The organism is Paraburkholderia unamae (assembly GCF_003096875.1).
GTDB lineage: Bacteria > Pseudomonadota > Gammaproteobacteria > Burkholderiales > Burkholderiaceae > Paraburkholderia > Paraburkholderia unamae.
In genome coordinates this window covers 14,865-34,783 of sequence record NZ_QEOB01000044.1, presented here as the reverse complement: position 1 = coordinate 34,783, position 19,919 = coordinate 14,865, and the positions used below count along the sequence as shown (strand labels likewise).

At 68.4% G+C, this 19,919-nt stretch carries 13 protein-coding genes; 8 read left to right on the top strand and 5 right to left on the bottom strand.

Features of this window, described 5'->3' with window-relative positions; all coding sequences use genetic code 11:
• Window positions 1-600: 600 nt before the first annotated feature.
• From C7402_RS44430 to C7402_RS44415, 4 genes are all read right to left on the bottom strand, one after another.
• Window positions 601-2,034 carry an MFS transporter gene (locus tag C7402_RS44430; RefSeq protein WP_224038726.1) on the bottom strand — a complete coding sequence of 478 codons (1,434 nt, stop codon included), beginning with the start codon at window positions 2,032-2,034 and terminating at the stop codon, window positions 601-603.
• Between the two features lie 114 nt (window positions 2,035-2,148).
• The gene (gene aroE, locus C7402_RS44425) at window positions 2,149-2,964 is read right to left on the bottom strand and encodes a shikimate dehydrogenase (RefSeq protein ID WP_116615072.1); all 816 of its coding nucleotides are present in this window, start codon (window positions 2,962-2,964) and stop codon (window positions 2,149-2,151) included.
• 48 nt (window positions 2,965-3,012) lie between these two features.
• Window positions 3,013-4,203 carry a YncE family protein gene (locus C7402_RS44420; RefSeq protein WP_116615071.1) on the bottom strand — a complete coding sequence of 397 codons (1,191 nt, stop codon included), beginning with the start codon at window positions 4,201-4,203 and terminating at the stop codon, window positions 3,013-3,015.
• A 73-nt stretch (window positions 4,204-4,276) separates the two neighbouring features.
• Entirely contained in the window at window positions 4,277-5,050 is a 774-nt protein-coding gene (locus C7402_RS44415) for a glucose 1-dehydrogenase (protein WP_116615070.1), read from the bottom strand.
• Window positions 5,051-5,221: 171 nt separating this feature from the next.
• On the opposite strand from C7402_RS44415, the gene C7402_RS44410 reads away from it, so the two are divergent.
• The 8 genes from C7402_RS44410 (at window position 5,222) to C7402_RS44375 (ending at window position 19,083) form a co-directional block, all read left to right on the top strand.
• Window positions 5,222-6,115, top strand: a complete 894-nt coding sequence (locus C7402_RS44410; RefSeq protein ID WP_112178073.1) for a LysR family transcriptional regulator — start codon at window positions 5,222-5,224, stop codon at window positions 6,113-6,115.
• 248 nt (window positions 6,116-6,363) lie between these two features.
• The gene (bcsD, locus tag C7402_RS44405; RefSeq protein ID WP_112178074.1) at window positions 6,364-6,819 is read left to right on the top strand and encodes a cellulose biosynthesis protein BcsD; all 456 of its coding nucleotides are present in this window, start codon (window positions 6,364-6,366) and stop codon (window positions 6,817-6,819) included.
• 78 nt (window positions 6,820-6,897) lie between these two features.
• Window positions 6,898-7,731 carry a cellulose biosynthesis protein BcsP gene (gene bcsP / locus C7402_RS44400; RefSeq protein WP_133254670.1) on the top strand — a complete coding sequence of 278 codons (834 nt, stop codon included), beginning with the start codon at window positions 6,898-6,900 and terminating at the stop codon, window positions 7,729-7,731.
• Window positions 7,728-8,516 carry a cellulose biosynthesis protein BcsQ gene (gene bcsQ, locus C7402_RS44395; RefSeq protein WP_116615068.1) on the top strand — a complete coding sequence of 263 codons (789 nt, stop codon included), beginning with the start codon at window positions 7,728-7,730 and terminating at the stop codon, window positions 8,514-8,516. The genes bcsP and bcsQ overlap by 4 nt, the downstream gene beginning before the upstream one ends.
• Complete coding sequence (bcsA, locus tag C7402_RS44390; RefSeq protein WP_116615067.1) at window positions 8,513-10,738, top strand: UDP-forming cellulose synthase catalytic subunit; 2,226 nt, start codon at window positions 8,513-8,515, stop codon at window positions 10,736-10,738. The genes bcsQ and bcsA overlap by 4 nt, the downstream gene beginning before the upstream one ends.
• A gap of 5 nt (window positions 10,739-10,743) precedes the next feature.
• Window positions 10,744-13,266: a cellulose biosynthesis cyclic di-GMP-binding regulatory protein BcsB gene (gene bcsB / locus C7402_RS44385; protein ID WP_244315099.1), complete on the top strand. Its 2,523-nt coding sequence runs from the start codon at window positions 10,744-10,746 to the stop codon at window positions 13,264-13,266.
• A gap of 1 nt (window position 13,267) precedes the next feature.
• A complete protein-coding gene (gene bcsZ, locus C7402_RS44380) occupies window positions 13,268-14,464 on the top strand; it encodes a cellulose synthase complex periplasmic endoglucanase BcsZ (protein ID WP_116615065.1) in 1,197 nt (398 codons plus the stop codon).
• Window positions 14,455-19,083, top strand: coding sequence for a cellulose synthase subunit BcsC-related outer membrane protein (locus C7402_RS44375; RefSeq protein ID WP_116615064.1), 4,629 nt, complete (start codon window positions 14,455-14,457; stop codon window positions 19,081-19,083). The genes bcsZ and C7402_RS44375 overlap by 10 nt, the downstream gene beginning before the upstream one ends.
• 7 nt (window positions 19,084-19,090) lie before the next feature.
• Here the strand turns inward: C7402_RS44375 and C7402_RS44370 are convergent, their stop codons facing one another.
• Window positions 19,091-19,660, bottom strand: a complete 570-nt coding sequence (locus C7402_RS44370; protein WP_112178081.1) for a DUF1003 domain-containing protein — start codon at window positions 19,658-19,660, stop codon at window positions 19,091-19,093.
• Between the last annotated feature and the right edge of the window lie 259 nt (window positions 19,661-19,919).

Sequence of the window (19,919 nt, the reverse complement as noted above, 5' to 3'; positions counted from 1 at the left end):
GGCGAGTCACGACGCGGCGAAATGCTTGATTTGGTCGATCGGAGGTTCGATCGGATCGCATGCGCGGTGCAGCCTCCGGCCAGGTCGTGAAACGACCGGCCGTCCGGCGGTATGGCGACTGCTGCACCGGTGGGAGAACTGACTGCGCAAAGGCACCGGAATCTTAGTCCCCGGGGGCGTCTGCGAGCATTGATTGGAATCAAAAGTAGCCGACAGGCATGTAGGGGGTATTCGCGGTCGGTGTAGGTGGTCGGCCGCCCAGTGCCTGCTGCTTATTGCTGATTGGCTGGCGGCGATAGCGGAGGCGGGCAAACGCGCTATGAGACGGCGAACGTCGGAATTCGCCGTGTGGCGCGGTCGGGATCAAGGCAGCGCTGGCACACGACTGTCTTTGCACCCCCGCCACAATCCGATGCAGCCGCCGGGTTCATTGCGCCGGAGCGACATGTCGAGAAGATCGGCGACGGCAACGATATCGCGATTTGTTATGGGCGCCTGGTGGACGTGTCGCTCATTGCGAGGGAACTGTCCGGGACACGAATTCGTGTTCGCCCAGGCGTGCTGTTATTAAATTGTAATCAGATTGTTGGCGAGGCCCCGCTAAAATCGCCGCGGCTCATACGCCTTGCCCACCACCGCCGTTTCATCCGACGCGTCGCGCAGATCGTCGAGATCACGGCCGCGCGTCTCCGGCGTGTAAAACGTCGTCACCACACCGATCACGCTGAGGATCGCCACATACGCCGCCAGCGGAATCCACGCGAGAACGGTGCCTTGCGCGCCGCCCCAGCGCAGGGTCGCCCACGCGATGATGGACGCGCCGATGAGCGGCGCGACGCCCCCCGCGATAACGGCCGACACTTCGCGCCCCACGGCGACACCGGCGTAGCGATGCTGTGCGCCGAACAACTCGGGCAGCAGCGCGCCCTGAGTGGCGAACATGCCCCAGACCCCGGCCAGCGTGACGCAAAGCATCGCGATGCTCGCGCTCGCGTTGCCGAGACTCAGCACCCACCAGGTCGGAAAGGCCAGCACGAGTTGATACAGGGCGAAGGCGCGATAGACGGGAACGCGACCGTAGCGGTCGCTCAACATGCCCGCGAGCGGAATGACGACGGCGCCCGATACGCCCGCGAGCAGCAGCGCGACCGGCCCGATCGGCCCTTTGAGGCCGGTGGCCGTCGCCATGTAGCTGATGGCGAGCGACTGGTAGATCGACGATCCGCCGTTCTCGGCCATGCGCAGGCCGATGACCTTGAAGAGCGTCGGCTTCGCATGCGTGACGAGATGCTTCAACGGGCTGTCGTTGACCTGCTTGCGCGCTTCGAGCCGCGCGAACGACGGCGACTCCTTGAGCTTCAGGCGTATCCAGACCGCCACCGCGATGATGACGGCGCTGAGCAGGAAGGGCACGCGCCAGAGCCAGCTTTGCGAAATGTCCTCCACGCGCACCAGCGCGAAGTAGATCGCGGCCGCCATCACCGTGCCGAGCAGCACGCCCATGAACGGCAGCGCAGCGAAGTATCCGCGGCGTTTCGCGGGCGCGTATTCGGCCATCAGCACGGCGGCCCCGGCTTGCTCCGCACCCGCGCCGAGCCCTTGCAACAGGCGGCAGCCCACCAGCAGGACGGGCGCCCAGACCCCGGCGCTCGCATACGTGGGCAGCAGGCCGATCAGCGTGCTTGCCACGCCCATGAGCAGGATCGTCGCCATCAGGACGAACTTGCGGCCGTAGCGGTCGCCGAGCGTGCCGAAGACGATGCCGCCCACAGGGCGGATCGCAAAGCCGAGGAAGTAGGCGCCGAAGCTCGCGATCAGACCCATGGCGGGATCGCTCGACGGGAAGAACAGCGGCCCGAAGATCAGCGCCGACGCCAGGTTGTACAGCGCGAAGTCGTAGTATTCGAGCGCGCTGCCAAGCGACGCCGCCCACGCTGCGCGGTACAGGTCGGCGGTGGCGACCGCGTGCCGGGCCGAGCCCGTGTTGCCGGGGCCGGCGCTCGGCGCGGCGGCGGTGGGGTGGGGGTGTTTCATCTCGTCTCCTCCAGATGGGGTACCGCTGCGGGCCGGCATTGCGATGCGCCCTTGTCTTGATGCAAGGTGCGCAATCTCCGGCCCGTTTTCCGGCTTCGTTGCGGTGCGCGCCGGTTAGCCGACGCGGGCAATTTCGTCGAGCAGGGCCGTGCTCATGGCGTCGAGGGGCGCCGCCTTGCCCGTGTACAGCTCGACCTGTCCGCAGAACTGATGCAGCAGCATGCGCGTGCCGTCGACCACCCGGCAGCCGAGGGCGGCGGCGTCGCGTATGAGCTTCGTGCGCACGGGAATGAAGGCGGCATCCATCACGAACAGATGCGGCGCAAGCTGTTGCGCGCGCAACGGATTGACGTCCGGGGCGCGAAAGCCCGCCGCCGTCGCGTTGACCACGCCGTCGAAGGCGGCCGGATCGAACGCGCCCAGGTCGCCGCCGAATGCGAGGCCGAAGTCGTCGGCCAATGCCTGTCCGCGCGACTCGGTGCGATTGAATACGCTCACCCGCGCGCCCGCGCGTTGCATGCCCCAGGCGATCGCGCGCGCGGCGCCGCCCGCGCCGAGCAGCGCAATGCGGCGGCCATCGAGCGGCGTGGCCTCTTCGAGCGCGCGCACCGCGCCCACGCAGTCGGTGTTGTAGCCGGTGAGGCGGCCGTCGCGATTGTCGATCGTGTTGACCGCGCCAATCGCGCGCGCGGTTTCGTCGAGCGCGTCGAGATATGGAATGACGGCCTGTTTGTGCGGCATCGTGACGTTCAGTCCGCGAATGCCGAGCGTACGCATGGCATTGACCGCACCGGCGATGTCCTCCACGCCGAAGCTCACGAACGTATAGTCCACGCCGAGCACGCGGTACGCGGCGTTGTGCACCTTGACGTTGAACGTGAACGGCTGGCCGGCGAGCGAGCCGCAAAGGGTGGGAATCGAGTGAGGCATGATCGTTGGATGTTGACGATAAAAACGAATGTGCGGCAGGTGGTGATGTCAGCGCGGCATCGTGCGTAGCGACGACGGGCCGCCGCTCAACGCGATCCGCTCGCCGGTGTCGCGCAGATGCCCGCCGTTGACAGCGAAGAGGGCAAGCTGCTTTTCGACGTTGAACTGCACGATCAGGTACCGGCTGTCCGCCGTGAAGACGATGCCCTGCGCGGCTTCTCCGCCCGGCGCCTCGGCAACCTGCACGGCCTGACCGTTGCGAATGGCGAACAGGACGACTTTGCCGCGCGCATGGCGTCCGGGGTTGTCGGGTGTCAGGTTCGAACCGTCCATGGCCTGCACGCCGATCCATTTGCCGTCGGGCGAGATCGCCACGCCCTCGGGCAGCGACGGCACGGTGAGGTGCTGGACCGCGCGAAACGGCTCATGCGAAACGTCGATGAGCGTCACGGTGTCGGCGTCGCCCGCGAGCTTGCCCGCGTAGGCGGGCAGGCCGGCCAGGCCGACGTCGCTCACCACGGCCCATTTGCCGTCGCTCGATACGTCGATGGTGTAGGGCGCCACGCCGCTCGACAGACGCTGGCCGCTGTCGCTCACGTGGCCGTCGGCGACATTCAGGACGGCCACGCCGCCTTCGTCGCGCAACGACACCAGCGCGTGGCGGCCGTCGTGCGTGAAGCTGATGCCGGCAAGGCGCTTCTGCGCGATCTTCAATGTGTCCACCAGCGTCACGCGGTTTCCCTCGATGCCGAGCACCGTCACGCTGCCGTCGAGGCCCGCGACGAGCGCGAGGCGGCCGCTGCGGTCGATGGCGATGCCTTGGGGATGGCTGCCGAGATCGAGGCGCGTGACGGTGGGCGGCGACGCCTGGAGATCGACCACTTGCAGGAACGAATCCATCAGGAGCTTCTGGGCCGCGTGGTCGTAGCGCGTCGGCGCGCCGACCAGGGCGACGTGCGCATCCGGCGTGAGCGCGACGGCCTGCGGCGGCCCCTGGATGCCGTTCTCCACCTCGACCTGCACTTTGACCTGGGGCGGGAAGCGGCTCGCGTCGAGCAGCGTCAGCGTGTCGGGCCTCGCGTTGTCGGGGTAGGTGTCGCGGCCTTCTACGCGTTGATATTTCGCGTCGTTGCCGGAAACGATCCAGTCGGCGCCATGCGATGCGCAGGCCGCGAACGCGAGGGTCAGCCCGGCCAGCGCCTGGGCGCAGCGCGTGCGGTTCGCTTTGGGTGTGTGCATTTCGGTGTCTCCTTGACGGTGTTTTGTCTTGTGTTCGTTCTTGTTGGGTGGTGGATCGGCGTGCGAGGTGAACTCACACCACGCTGGTCAGGCCGCCGTCCACGAAGAGCGTTTGCCCGTTGACGAAGTCCGATGCCGACGACGCCAGAAACACCGCGGCCCCGCACAGTTCCTCCACGCGGCCCCAGCGCCCCGCCGGTGTGCGCCTGCAAATCCAGCTTGAGAACTCGGGATCGTCGACGAGCGCGCGGTTCAGATCGGTTGCGAAGTAGCCGGGCGCAAGCGCGTTGGCCTGAATGCCGCGAGCGGCCCAATCCGCGCACATGCCCTTGGTGAGCATGCGGATCGCGCCTTTGGAGGCCGCATAGGGCGCAATGCCTGGCCGCGCGAGTTCGCCTTGCACCGAGCAGATGTTGATGATCTTGCCGCGCCCGCGCGCGAGCATGTGCCGCGCGAGCGCCTGCGACACATGGAACGCGCCGTCGAGATTCACGCGCAACAGCGCGTTCCAGTCGTCGGCTTCGAACGTTTCGAGCGGCGCCCGGCGCTGGACGCCGGCGTTGTTCACGAGAATATCGATGGCGCCGAGGCGCGCCTCGGCCGCGTCGATCGCGGCGTTGACCTCGTCGCGCTTCGTCACATCAAAAACCGCGATATCCGCTTCGAAGCCTGCCTCGCGCAGTTGCGCGGCGACGGCGGTGGCCTTGTGCTCGTTGCGGTCGTTGATGACGACCGCCGCGCCGGCGCTCGCCAGTCCGCGTGCGAGCGCGAGCCCGATGCCGCGCCCGGAGCCGGTGATCAGGGCGCGCCGTCCGCTCAGGCTGAAGAGTTGCAATGCGTTGTTCATGGTTCCCGGCGCTCGCCATGCGCGCCTGTGTTGTCTCCGTTACGCGTAGTTCACTCGAAGCGCCGCCATCGCGCCAATGGTCTTTCGTGACACTGTTATCATGATTCGTGATAACCAATCTCGGGAACGATTCGTGCCAGCGATTCGTGGCACAAGCCCGCAGGAGTGAACATGGAACTGAAGCATCTGCGGGCCTTCGTCGTGCTCGCCGAGGAACTGCATTTCGGCCGGGCCGCGCAGCGGCTGTGCATCGTGCAGTCCGCGCTGAGCATGCAGATCAAGGCGCTGGAAGACGAGCTCGACGTGCGGCTGCTGGAGCGCGACCGGCACAAGGTCGCGTTGAGCGAAACGGGCAGGCTCTTTCTGCCGGAAGCCCGTGCCACGCTGCATCAGGCCCAGCGCGCCGAGCAGACCGCGCGGCTTTCGGCGCGCGGGGAAATCGGCACGCTGCGGATCGCCTTCGTCTCGTCGGTCTTGCCCAAGCTCTTGCCCACCCTCATTCGCACCATGCACGAGCGCTACCCGCTCGTGACGCTCGAACTGAAGGACATGCCCACGCCGGACCAGATCGCCGCCCTGCACGACAACAAGCTCGACTTCGGGCTGATACGCCTGCCCGTGGCGAGTGCCGGGCTTGAGATCCGCACGGTGCTTGAGGAGCCCTTCGTCGTGGCGTTGCCGGAGGCGCACCCGCTTGCCGCGCAAGCGCTGATCCGGCCGGCGGATCTGCGAGGCTGTCCCGCGTTCGTGCTGGCGCGCAGGTACGCGCCCGGTTTTCATGATGAATTGCTCGTCGCGCTCAAGCGCGGGGGCGTCGATCTCGAGATCGCCCAGGAGCTGGGCGAATTCACGACCATGCTCGCGTTGGTCGCGGCGGGCATGGGCATCGGCATGATTCCGTCCGAGGCCGCCTCGGCCTTGCCGCCCAAAGTCGTGGCCCGCGCGCTCGATCTGCGCGATCACCGCGCCGGCATCGGGCTCGCGTACACCGGCCTCGACAATCCCGCGAAGCGCGCGTTGCTCGGCGTGATGGAGGCATGCTTCGGCGGCGCAGCGGGGAAATAGCCAGCGGCGCCAGGGCGCCGGCACGAATGGCGAAATCAGACCAAGGTTTGGCGAATTACGCGGTTTCGAACCCTTTCAGGCAACCGCTATAGTGGGGCCCAGTCGTGCACGAGGCGGATGCCGTCGAGCCCCGCCTGCCAGGTCGCAGGCATCGAGCATTCACCGATCGGCGCAAGAACAAGCCGCCCTCATGGGCTTTTTTGAACGGTTCTAAGGTGTCCTTCAGACCAAACCGGACCAGCGTGCCCATGCCGACTGTCGTCGACGTCCTGCTCGAACAACATCTTTCTCTTCAATGGCGCGGTCTGTTGCGCGCCCTGGCCGCCGAGTTCGAATCGCAGTTGAGCCGCGACGAGTTGCGCGAGCTGATGTTTCGCATCGGTGCGCGCTTCGCCGCGGCACACCCGCTGCCGCCCTGCGAGTCGACGGCGGGTCTCGCCGTTGCGATCAATGCCCGCTGGAGTGCGATTCAATGGGGTTGCGTCGAACTCGCGGACGCGGGCGACTCCTTGCGCATCACCCACTATGGCGCGCCGCTCGCCGCGTTCGGCGGCGACGCGCTCGCCTGGAGCCCGGCCTTCCTGCAAGGCGCCTATCAGACATGGCTCGACGCGATGGGCGCCGCCGATCTCGCCGTCGTTCAGACCGGCGCGCCGGAAGACGGCTTCGTCGTGGCGTTCCAGTTGGCGCGCGCGCTGGCGTGAGGCGAGCCGTCATCGCGTCCGGCGCCACGGCGTCCGGTCCTGGCTCTCGTCCTTGCTCTCTTCTCGGCGGTGAATCTTATGAGTCCCTCGCGTGACGTCCAGGCGCTCTTCGACCGGTTCGGCGGGGACGCAGCCAGTTATCGGGAAATCGGAATGGAAAACGAGGCGCACGAGGCGCGCGGCCGCTGGCCGCTGCTTGGCATGATCGATCCGCGTCAGGTCGAACTTCCGGCGGCGGACGCGGATCGCGACGCCACGCCCGCGCGCGACGACACGCCTGCGCGAGAGCCTGTGGCGAGAGAGGACTCGCAAGCCGTGATGCGCCGCTCCGCGCCCCTCTTCACGCGCTCGCCGCGCCGCGACGTGCCGCCCGTGCTGGTGAGGGAAACGCCCGCCGCGCCCGAGAGCGCCGAGTTTCGCTTTTTGCCCGTGCCGGGCGCGGGGGACGAAGCGGCGCAAGCCGACGATCGCGGTGCCTTGCTTGCATCTGCGCGCGCGCCTGCGCCCGTGCAGACCGTGCGCTTCAATCCGGCAGTGAGCGTGGGGTTCGCACAGCCCGGCGCGGCCATGTCCGATACGCCGGAGATGCCCAGACCAATGCCTTTGTCGTCGCGTATTGCTCAGCCGGGCGCAACGCCAGCGAACGCGCCGCTGAAAAGGCTTTTCGGCGATACGCGTGCGGGCGCGGGCGGCCAGCCTGCGGCGTTGCCTGCGCGTGCGCCCCAGGACCCGGAGCGCCTCGACGATCTGTTCGCGCGGCTGCGCGGCAGCGCGCTCAAGCAGACGCAAGCCGAAGCTCGGTCAGAAACGCGGTCAGAATCGCGGACCGAAACGCAAGCACAGGACCACGCCGGTTCGTCACCCCGACCGTGGTTTCTCAGGGAAGCAGGCAAGGGAGTGAGCGGGCCATGAGAGTCGTGAGTGTGGTGTCGGCCAAGGGCGGCGTTGGCAAGACGACCGTCGCCGCCAACCTCGCCGCGGTGCTCGCGGCGCAGGGCCGCCGCGTGGCGGCGGTCGATCTCGATCCGCAGAACTCGCTGCGCCTTTATTTCGGCGGCGCGCTCGACAGCGTCGACGGTCTCTCGCGCGCGGCGTTCACGGGCGCATCCTGGCGCAGCGCGATGTTCGAAGGCAGCGACGGCGTGGCTGTGCTGCCGTTCGGCGCGCTGATCGAGGAGGAGCAGCACCTGTTCGAGCGCCATCTCGACGAGACGCCGCACTGGCTCGCCCAAGGCCTCGCGACGTTGCGCCTCGGCGAAGCGGACATCGTCATCGTCGACACGCCGCCGGGTTCGTCCGCGTACACGCGCGCCGCGCTCGGCGCCGCGCATTTCGCGATCAACGTCGTGCTGGCGGACGCCGCCTCCTACGCGGCGATCCCGCAGATGCAGCGCATGATCGACATCTACGCCGCGTCGCGGCCCGAGTTTCTCGGCGAGGGCTACGTGGTCAATCAGGTCGACCAGTCGCGCCAGCTCAACAAGGACGTGCTGCGCGTGTTGCGCGGCATGCTGGGCCCGCACATGTTTCCCGGCGTCGTCCACGACGACGAAGGCGTGAGCGAGTCGCTCGCCTGTAATACGACCGTGGTGCACTACGACACGATGTGCCAGGCCGCCGCCGACCTGCGCGAGCTGGGACGGTGGCTGCTGGGCGCGCTCGAAGCGCCGGTCCTCGCGCGCAGGAGCCACGCATGAGCAGCGTGCGCAAGGACGCTCGCGCGCCGGACTGTGCGCCGGAGTTCGCGCCGCGCAAGGCCGCTTCGCGCCTCGAACGTTTCGCCGACGCGCGCTTCTGGGGCAACAAGCCGGTCGCCGTCGTGCTGACGATTTTCTCGCTCGGCGCGATGTTCTTCGTGTTCACGGTGCCGCTCGCGAACAGCCAGCAACTCGCGTTCGCCCTCTGCTGCTTCATTTGCGCGCTGCTGTTTCGCCGCGTCGAAGGCAGCTACGCGACGCTCGTGATGATCATGCTTTCGGTGCTGGCGTCGGGGCGCTACATGTACTGGCGTCTTACCGAGACCACCTACTGGTCGCGCCCGCTCGACGCGCTGTGGGGCCTGCTGCTGGTGTCGGCGGAACTCTATGCGGCGCTCGTGCTGCTGCTCGGCTACTTCCAGACCGCGTGGCCGCTCAGGCGCAAGCCCGTGCCGCTGCCCGCCTCGCGCGCGGACTGGCCGACCGTCGACATCTTCATCCCGACCTACAACGAGCCGCTCGGCGTGGTGAAGCCGACGATCTACGCGTCGCTCGCGCTCGACTACCCGGCGGACAAGCTCTCGATCCACGTGCTCGACGACGGCCGCCGCCCCGAGTTCAAGGCGTTCTGCGAGGAAGTGGGCGTCAACTGGACGATCCGCTCGCACAACCGCCACGCCAAGGCGGGCAACATCAACGAGGCGCTCAAGATCACCAATGGCGAATACCTGGCGATCTTCGACTGCGACCACATTCCGACGCGCTCCTTTCTTCAGGTCTGCCTTGGCTGGTTCCTGCGCGACAAGAAGCTGTCGATGCTGCAAACGCCGCACCATTTTTTCTCCGCGGACCCGTTCGAGCGCAACCTCGGCACGTTCCGCAAGGTGCCGAACGAGGGCGAGCTGTTCTACGGTCTCGTGCAGGACGGCAACGATCTGTGGAACGCCACGTTCTTCTGCGGCTCGTGCGCGCTCCTGCGCCGCTCGATGGTCGAGGAGATCGGCGGCATCGCCGTGGAGACGGTGACCGAGGACGCGCATACGGCGCTCAAGCTGCACCGTCTCGGCTACACCACGGCCTATCTGGCGATACCGCAGGCCGCGGGACTCGCGACCGAGAGCCTTTCGGGGCATATCGGTCAGCGCATTCGCTGGGCGCGCGGCATGACGCAGATCTTTCGCGTCGACAATCCGCTGCTGGGCAAGGGGCTCTCGTTCGGCCAGCGCCTGTGCTACCTCAACGCGATGATGCACTTCTTCTATGGCGTGCCGCGTCTCGTCTTCCTCACGGCGCCATTGTCGTTCCTGTTCTTCGGGGCGCACGTGATCCAGGCGTCGGCGGCGACCATCGCGCTGTTCGCGTTGCCGCACATGTTCCATGCGAACGTGACCAACTCGCGCATGCAGGGCGCGTTCCGGCATTCGTTCTGGGCCGAGGTCTACGAGTCGGTGCTCGCTTCGTACATCACCGCGCCCACGCTGCTCGCGCTCATCAACCCGAGGCTCGGCAAGTTCAACGTGACGGCCAAGGGCGGCAAGATCGCCGAGAACTACTTCGACTGGGCGATTTCCCGCCCTTACCTCGTGTTGCTGCTGCTCAACCTGCTCGGCTTCGGGTTCGGCATCTGGCATATCCACGCGTACTGGCACGTCACGAGCGAGGTCAACACGACGATCCTCAATCTCGCATGGACCGCCTATAACTCGCTGATTCTCGGCGCGAGCATGGCCGCCGCCAACGAGCGCAAGCAGGTGCGCTCCGTGCACCGCGTCGCGATGACGATGCCCGTGATGCTGCGCTTCGGTACCGGGCGCACGCTCGCCTGCGAGACGCTCGACTACTCCGAGGGCGGCGTGGGCGTGAAGCTGCCGCAGAACATCTCGGTGCCGCTGCACGAGCCGGTCACGGTGTCGCTCTTTCGCGGCGACGAGGAGTACGCGTTCCGGGCGACCGTGAGCTTCACGGAGCCGGGGCGCGCGGGGCTCCAGTTCGTCGAGATGTCGAAGGACCAGGAATTCAACTTCGTGAATGCGACGTTCTCGCGCGCCGACGCCTGGAGCGGCTGGGCGCAGGGCCGTGAGCCCGACAGGCCGCTGCGCGCGCTCGCGCAGGTGTGGCTCGCGGGGGCGCACGGCATCGGCGGATTCTTCGGACACCTCTACGGCGACTTCCGCGCATGGGCCACGCGCGGCGCAAAACGAACCGCACAAAAAGACAGCTAAGGCAGATGAAGAAAGGGAGAGGATTTTCACCCTCGCGAGCGCGCCTCGCGAGCGTGTTCGCGTGTGGCCTGGCGCTTGGTCTGTGCGGCCTGCCGTTCGCCGTGGCGGCGGACGGCAAGCCTGGCGCATCCGTCGCGGCCCATACGGCCCAGACGGCCCATACCGCTGCTACGGCCGATACCGTGCCGTTGCCGTCCGCCGCTCGCGCGGCCGATGGCGCGACCTCGGTCGGCGCCGTGCCGCCGCCGGGCGCGGCCACTGTGTTCGACGCCCAGGCGGGCGCACAGCCCGCTCTCGGCCTGCCAACGCCGCCGCTCACGCCGGGGCAGCAAAAGCTGCTCGGCGTGCGCGCACCCACCACGGCGAACCCGGGCACGCTCGTGCCGGGCGGCCGCCGGCAGACCCTGACCTTCGCCGACCTCGGCGCGATCGATCCGTTGCAGTTGCGCGGCGTCGACGGGCAGAACGGCGTGCCGTTCTCGGTGCGCAACGACGAAGTGGTGACGGCCGCGACGCTGCATCTCGTCTATAGCTACTCGCCCGCGCTGCTGCCGGACCTCTCGCAGCTCAAGGTGCTGATCAACGGCGAAGTGGCCGCCACGCTGCCGGTGCCGCAAGCGCAGGCGGGCACGACGATCGCGCGCGACATCGCGCTCGATCCGCGCTTCATCACCGAGTTCAATCGCCTGAATGTCCAGTTGATCGGCCATTACACGCGCCGCTGCGAAGATCCCGCCAACTCCACGCTGTGGGCGACGCTCAGCAACGCGAGTTCGCTCGATCTCACCTACGCCTCGCTGCCGGAAAAGCCGAACCTGGGCGCGCTGCCGCAGCCGTTCTTCGACCGCCGCGACGTGCGCCGGCTGGAGCTGCCGTTCGTGTTCGCCGACAAGCCCGACGCGGGCACGCTGGAGGCGGCCGGCACGCTCGCATCGTGGTTCGGCGCGCTCGCGGGCTATCGCGGCGCGCTCTTTCCCGCGCAGGTCGGCAGCGCGCCGCTTTCGGGCAACGCCGTGGTGTTCGCGCTCGCCGACTCGCATCCGGACGGCCTGACGCTGCCGCCCGTGAGCGGCCCGACGCTCGCCGTGGTGGAGCGCGCCGCGCCCGCGCGCGGCCAGTTGCTGCTCGTGCTCGGGCGCAACAGCGAGGAGCTGAAGACGGCCGCGAGCGCGCTCGCGCTCGGCCAGAACACGCTCTCGGGCACGAGCGTGACGATCGGCCAGCTCACCACGCTCAAGCCGCGCGTGCCCTACGACGCCCCGAACTGGCTGCCCTCCGACCGCCCGGTGCGCTTTGGCGAACTCGCCGACGAACGCGCGCTCACGGTGACGGGCTACGACGCCGGTCCGATCTCGATCAATCTGCACGTGCCGCCGGATGTCTTCACCTGGAACACGAAGGGCGCGCCGATCGACCTGTTCTACCGCTACACCGTGCGGCCGCGGCCCGATCGCTCGTCGCTGAACATAAGCGTCAACAACACCTTCGTGCAGGCGTTGCAGATTCCGGCCGAAAATCCGTCACGCTTCAGCATCAACCGCTTCCTCGGCCGCTTCGGCGCGGTGGCTTACTCGACGGGCGCGGCGCGCCGCATCGTCCATGTTCCGCCCTTGCTGCTCACGCCGCGCGCGCAACTGCGCCTGCATTACTTCTACGACATCCCCGACACGGGCGAATGCTCGGGGCGTTTGCTGCGCGATGTCGAAGGCACGATCGACCCCGACTCGACCATCGACCTCTCGTCGTTCCCGCACTACATGGCGCTGCCGGACCTCGCGGCGTTCGCCAACAGCGGTTTCCCGTTCACGCGCATGGCCGACCTTTCCGAGACGGCCGTGATCCTGCCGGACGAGCCGACCGGCGGCGACTACAGCCTGTTCCTGCTGGCCATGGGCCGCATGGGCGAGTCGACGGGCTACCCGGTGACGGGCGCGACGGTGGCAAGCGCGGCCGACGTCGACACGCTCGCCGACAAGGACCTGATCGTGCTCGGTGGCCCCGGCCGTCAGCCGCTGCTCTCGCGCTGGGCGAAGTCGATGCCGTTTTCGAGCGACGGCGGCACGAGCCGCTTCACGCTCACTGACGCCGTGTACCAGTTCCAGGACTGGTGGCACGGCCCGCACGGCGTCGAGCGCACCACGGCGCGCGCCGATCTCTCGCTCGTGAGCAACGGCGGCAGCGCGCTGATGGCGGGCTTCGAGTCGCCGCTGAAGCCGGGCCGCAGCGTGGTCGCGCTGATCACCTCGCCCGGCGCGCCGGAAGCCGACATGGCCTCGGCGCTGCTCGACGCCGACGTGCTGCCGCAGGTGCAGGGCGCGATGGCCGTGATTCACGGCCGCTCGGTCACGGTGACCTCGAACGGCAACTTCTATTACGTCGGCAAGCTCACGCCGCTCGAATACGTGCGCTGGGTGCTTTCCTCACACCCCATGCTGTTGCTGCTCGGCGGCGTGATCGCCGCGCTCGTGATCGCCGCGCTGTTTTACCGGATGCTGCGCAGCGTGGCTGCGCGCCGGCTCAAGGAATGACATGACGCCTCGCATCCCTCGCTCATCGAAGCGCTTCGGTGAGCGCGCGCGCTTATCCGTGCGCTTATCCGCGCTATTTCCCGCGCTCGCGCTGTTCGGCGCGGCGCTCACGCCCGCCGTGGCGCACGCCAGCGCCGCGCGCTGCGGCGACTGGAGCGCCTGGCGAGCCTTCGTCGCGCACGCGATGCAGGCCGACGGCCGTGTGTTCGACGCCTCGACGCCCGTGCAGCAATCCACCTCCGAAGGTCAGTCGTACGGCATGTTCTTCGCGCTGGTCGCCAACGACCGCGCGAATTTCGACAGGATGCTGGGCTGGACGCGCACCAATCTGGCGGGCGGCAACTTCGACGACAAGAGCGTGCGGCTGCCCGCGTGGCAGTGGGGCAGGCGGCCCGACGGCTCGTGGGGCGTGCTCGATGCGAACGCCGCCTCCGACGCGGATCTCTGGATGGCCTATGACCTGTTGCAGGCGGGGCGGCTGTGGCGCGCGCCCGAATACACGGCGCTCGGCGCCGCGCTCGCCGACGAGATCGCGAGGCGCGAGGTCGCCGATCTCGCGGGCCTGGGCCCCATGCTGGTGCCGGGGCCGCAAGGCTTCGCGACCGGCGACGTCACACGCCTGAACCCGAGCTATTTGCCGTTGCCGGTGCTGCGCGGCCTCGCGCACGAGTTGCGCGGCGGTCCCTGGAACGCGCTCGCGCGCAACGCGCAGACGATGATCGCGGCCACCTCGCCGCACGGCTTCGCGCCCGACTGGGCCGCATGGCGCGCGGGCCAGTTCGTCGTCGATCGCAACAGCGGCGACACCGGCAGCTACGACGCCATCCGTGTGTATCTGTGGGCGGGTCTCGCGAATGCCGCCGATCCGCTGGCCAGGCCCTGGCTCGACTCGGTGCGCGGCATGGCGGCGCGCGTTGCGCAAACCGGCGCGCCGCCGGAACGGGTTGCGGTCACGAGCGGGGTGGGCACGGGCGAGGCGCCGCCCGGCTACTGGGGGGCGCTTGCGCCGTACTTCGCGGCGCTAGGCGACCAGACGGGACTCGCGCTCGCGCGTGCGCGCCTTGCCGCGCCCGGCGACGACACGCTCGTGTACTACGACCGCGTGCTCGGGCTCTTTGGCGGCGGCGCGGTGGAAGGCCGCTACCGCTTCGAGGCGAACGGCCAGTTGACGCCGTCGTGGAGGGGCGCATGCGAATGACGCGCATCACGGCGCTGCTCGCGCTCGCGGGCCTCATGAGCGCCTCCCACGCGCCGTACGCGCGCGCCGCGGACGACGCGCTCAAGGCGCTCATCGATCAGGGCAAGTACTGGCAGGCGCACGGTCGCGGCGACCTCGCGGAACAGGCCTGGCAGAAAGTGCTGCGCATCGACGCGAAGCAGGCCGACGCGCTGTTCGGCATGGGCATGGTGATGGCCGACCGCAAGGACGGCGGCAAGGCCGAAGGCTATCTCGATCAATTGCGCGCGGTCGCGCCGAACTATCCCGACATCGACGAACTGGGCAGGCGTCTGGGCCAGACGAGCCCGCGCGACCAGGCCGTCGACGACGCGCGGCGGCTCGCGCAGACGGGCAAGAGCGCTCAGGCGGTCGAGCAGTATCAGAAGGCGCTGAAGGGCGCGCCGGCCGCGCCGGGGCTGCGGCTCGAATATTACCAGGCGCTCGCGGCCACGCCCGACGGCTGGGACGAGGCGCGCCGCGGCCTCGAACAGCTCGCGCGCGAGAATCCCGACGATCCGCGCTATCAACTGGCCTACGCGCAGCACCTCACGTATCGCGACACCACGCGGCGCGACGGCATCGCGCGGCTGGCGACGCTCGTGAGCGACGGCAAGTACGGGCGCGAGGCGCGCCAGAGCTGGCGTCAGGCGCTGCTCTGGCTGGCGGCGCGGCCGTCGGACCAGGCGCTTTTCGACGGCTATCTCAAGCTCGCCCCCGACGACCCCGCCGTGAAGGCGCGCTACGACAGCATGGTCGCGCAGGACCGCGCCACGCGCGAGCGCGGCGGCGAGGCGGCGGCGAACGACGCGCGCGGGCGCGCGGTGGGCGAAGGCTTTGCCGCGCTCGACCGCAACGACCTCGCGACGGCGCGCGCGCGCTTCGCGGCCGTGCTCGCGAACGCGCCCAACGATCCCGACGCGCTGGGCGGCATGGGGATCGTCGAACTCAAGCAGGAGCATTTCGAAGCGGCGCGCAACGACCTGGAACGGGCTTCGCGCGCGGGCGACGCCGCGCGCTGGCGCGAGGCGCTCAGGAGCGCGACCTACTGGAGCTACACGAGCGCGGCGCTCGGCGCGCAAAGCAACGGCGAAACCGCGAAAGCGAAGTCGCTGTTCGAGCGCGCGATCGCGCTCAATCCGTCGGATGTCACGGCGCAGGTGATGCTGGGCGAACTGCTGCTCGCCAACCGCGATCCCCAGGGCGCCGAGCAGGCGTACCGCATGGCGCTGCGCCGTCAGGCCGACAACCCGGACGCGATTCGCGGGCTGGTCGGCGCACTCGCCGCGCAGGGGCGCGGCGACGAGGCGCTCGCCTTCGCCACGCAATTGACCGCCGCGCAGCAGGACAAGGCGGGCGGCCTCGACCGCTTGCGCAGCACCGCCGAGGCGGCGCAGGCGCGCGCGGCCGAAGCGCAGGGCGATCTGGGCCGCGCGCGCAGCCTGTTCGAAAGCGCGCTCGCGGGCAATCCCGACGATCCGTGGCTGCGCCTGGACCTCGCGCGCATCTACGTGCGCCAGGGCGCATCGGGCACCGCGCGTAGCATGATGGACAGCCTGCTGGCCGCGCATCCCGACATGGTGGACGCGCTGTATGCGAGCGCGCTGTTGTCGGAGGAGGCGCACGACTACGCGAACGGCTTGCAGACGCTCGAACGCATTCCCGTGGACAAGCGCACGAGCGCGATGACCGGGCTTCAGCATCGCCTGTGGGTTGGCCAGCAGGTCGATCTCGCCGGGCAACTGGCGAAGCGCGGCCAGAACCCGCAGGCGCTCGCGCTTTTGCGTGGTGTCGAGCCGGTCGCGCGCGGCGACGCCGCGCTGATCGGCGTGCTGGCGGGCGGCTACGTGAGCGCGGGCGATCCGGCCCGCGCGCTCGCGCTCGTGCAAGGCGCGATGGCGGCCGCGCCCGGCGACGCCGCTTTGCAGCTCCAATACGCGGGCATCCTGCTCGCGAGCCATCAGGACGCGCTGCTCGGCGAAGTCATGCGGCGCTTGCAGACGATGCCGCTCACGCCCGAGCAACGCACCGATTTCGACAACCTCAATCTCTCGATCGTCGTGCGCCAGGCCGACGCCGTGCGCACGAGCGGCGATCTCGCGAGCGCCTACGCCGTGATCGCGCCGTGGCTCGCGGCCATGCCCGAGAACCCCGACCTCCAGGCAGCGCTCGCCCGGCTTTACACGTCGGCGGGCGACCCGGCCAACGCGCTCAAGTGCTACCGCGTGGCGCTCGCGCGCCGCCCGGACGACCGCGGTTTGCAACTGGCCGCGCTCTATGCCGCCACCAGCGCGCGCGACTGGCGCTATGCCGAGCAACTGGCCAACGCCGCGCTGAACGGCGCGCAGGATTCCCCCGAAGTGCTCGCCGCCGTGGGGCGCATGTATCGCGCGCAGGGCAAGCTCTCGCTCGCGGCGACTTACCTGAAGAAGTCGCTCGTGGCCAGCACGACGCCGGTTGGTGCGCGCGTCGCCACCGCTGCCGCCACTGCCGGATCAGCCGCCCTCGTGCCGCGCGGCTGGGAAGCGCTCAGCCGGCCAATTGGCGCGAATCCGCTGCCGGGCACCAATCCGTTCGAAGGCAAGACCGCCGTCGACGCCGCCGGCGCGAACGCGAACGGCGCCGCCACGCCGTCGCCGAGCTCTCCTTCGTGGTCCAAACTTTTGCATCCCGTATCGACCGTGCCTACCCCATTGCCGCCCCCGCAGCAGCCCGCGCCGTACGTGGCGCCCTATTCGGCGCCCAGCGCGGGCGTGACGGGTTACCAGGCGCCGGTCGCGCCGGTGGATTCCAGCGGCTACGGTCAGGACATCTCCGGCTCCAGCGCCTCGGGCGGTCCTGCTTCCGCGCCGCCGCGCGAGCCGTATGCACAATATGCGCCGTATCCGCAGCAGCAGGCCTATGCGCCCGCGGCTTATGCGCAGGCTCCGCAGCCGTATGCGCAAGGCGGCTACCCGCAGGCAGGCGCTGTGCAGCAGCCGTATGTCGCGTCGCCCTGGCCGATGTCACCGGCCGCGCAAGCGGCCCAGGCGGGCTATGCGCAGCCCGCAACGGGAAAAAGCGCCGCCGCGCGCAAGCAGAGCGCCAGGCGCAGGACGAATGCGCCGGTCTATGCGCAGCAGGGCGCTTATCCGCAGGGGGCTTACCCACAGCAAGGCTATCCGCAGCAGGGCTATCCCCAACAAGGTTATCCGCAGCAAGGCTACGCGCAGCAGGGTTATGCCCAGCAAGGCTACGCCCAGCCTTACACGCCGCAACCGCCGTATCCGCAACAGGGCTATAACGCGCCGGCCTATATTCCGCAGCCGCCCGCAGGCTACGCGCAGGCCTACGCCGCGCCCGCCGCGGGCGTGAACGGCGCGGCCAGCGCGCAGCGGCCGGTGGCGAATTCGCAGGCGTCCGATGTCGCCGACGAACTCGCGCAGGTGAATCGCGAGCAGTCGAGCACGGTGTCGGGTGGCGTGGTGTTCCGCAATCGCGCGGGTGAAGACGGCTTGTCGAATCTCAGCGACATCGAAGCGCCCATCGAAGGCCGCATCAAGGCGGGCAACGGCCACGTGGTCGTCACGGCCACGCCCGTCATGCTCGACGCGGGCACGGCGCAGACCGACCTGCCGACGCTCGCGCGCTTCGGGGCGGGCCTGTCACAAAGCGCGACCGGCAGCAGCAGCTTCGGCTCGCAGACGGCAAGCGGCGTGGGGCTCTCCATCGGCTACGAGAGCAAGTCGGTCAAGGCCGATATCGGCAGCACGCCGGTTGGCTTTCGCTATCAGGACGTGGTGGGCGGGCTGGAGTACAACGCCAACGCAACCGACAAGGTCGCCTACTCGCTCGCGGTCACGCGGCGCGCCGTCACGGACAGTCTGTTGTCCTATGCAGGCGCTCGCGACGCGGCAGCGGGCCTCGAATGGGGCGGCGTGACGAAGTCGGGCACGCGCGCGGCGCTTGGCTGGGACGACGGCACGAACGGGCTCTACGCGAACGGCGAAGTGTCCTACTACGACGGCCACCACGTGCAGGGCAACTTCGCCGCGAAGCTGGGCGGCGGCTTCTATACGCGCGTCTACAAGGATACGGACGAGACGTTGACCGTCGGCGTGAACACCACCTGGATGATGTTCAACAAGAACCAGTCGTACTACACGTATGGCCAGGGCGGGTACTTCAGTCCGCAACAATATGTGATCCTGAATATTCCGGTGGAGTATGCGGGGCGCAGCGGGCCGTTCACGTTCGACCTGAAGGGCTCGATTGGCGTGCAGCACTACCGCGAAGACGCCGTGTCGTATTTCCCGCTCGACGCCGCCTTGCAGGCGAGCGCCGCAAGCAACATGAACAGCACGACGACGACCACGCTCGATTCGAACGCCATCTATCCGGGGCAAAGCAAGACGAGCTTCGCCTACTCGCTCCATGCGAGCGGCGAGTATCAGCTTGGGCCACAACTGGCGGTGGGCGCTTTGGCGTCGCTTGGCAATGCGTATCAATATCGCGAATGGCTCGCGGCCGTGTATTTGCGGTACAGCTTCTCCGAGCAGTCGGGCGCGCAACCGTTCCCGCCGCGCGCGCCGAGCTCGCCGTATCTCGGGAGTTCGCAGTGACGCCGGCCTAAAGGTCGAATGTGTCGGCGGACCTGGCCGGCCCGGATTTCGCGTGCTTGTCGCGCGTGATCTTTTCATGCACGTCGTTGGTGAGCCGCGCGATCTGCTCGGTCAGGTCGCGCGTCAACGTCGTCAGTTCGGTATTTTTCTGAAGCAGCGCGTTGAGTTGCCCGGTCTGGTGCGCCAGCGCCTTGTCGCGCTGTTCAGCCGCGAGGGCGAGGGCTTCGCGGTGGCGCGCGTCGGCGTCGGCATGCGCCTTGTCCCGGTCGGCCTGGCGGGTTTGCGCGAGCAGGATCAGCGGCGCGGCATAGGCCGATTGCAGGCTGAAAGCGAGATTGAGCAGGACAAAAGGATAGGCGTCGAAATGCGTGACGCCGCTCACGTTCAACGCGATCCAGATCGCGACGACGAGGGTTTGCACGAGCAGAAACGAGGGGGTTCCGAAAAACCGCGCGAACGCTTCGGCCTTGAGGGCGATCCAGTCGTTGCCGAATACCGGGGAAAGATGGGCATAAGGCAACTGGAACCGCAAATGATGAAGCTGGGCGGGAAGGGGGCGGTCGTCATCGATATTCATGGCCGATGGAGTCGATAGAGTCGATTCAGGAGGTCAGTGGGGCGCATGCGCGGAGAACGCACCAATCTAGCCGACTCCCGGCCCGCTTTCTTTTGCAAATGCACGCGCGAATGCGGGGGCGCTGCCGAAAGAATCGCGATGGCGCGGCGCTCGCGCGCGGCGCCCTCACGTTAGCGTGCGAATACGAAAACAACGGGTTGCGATCACGGGCACAGTGGTATCGCGTGCAGGGCTCCGGTTCGACCGCCAGAGCGAGCGG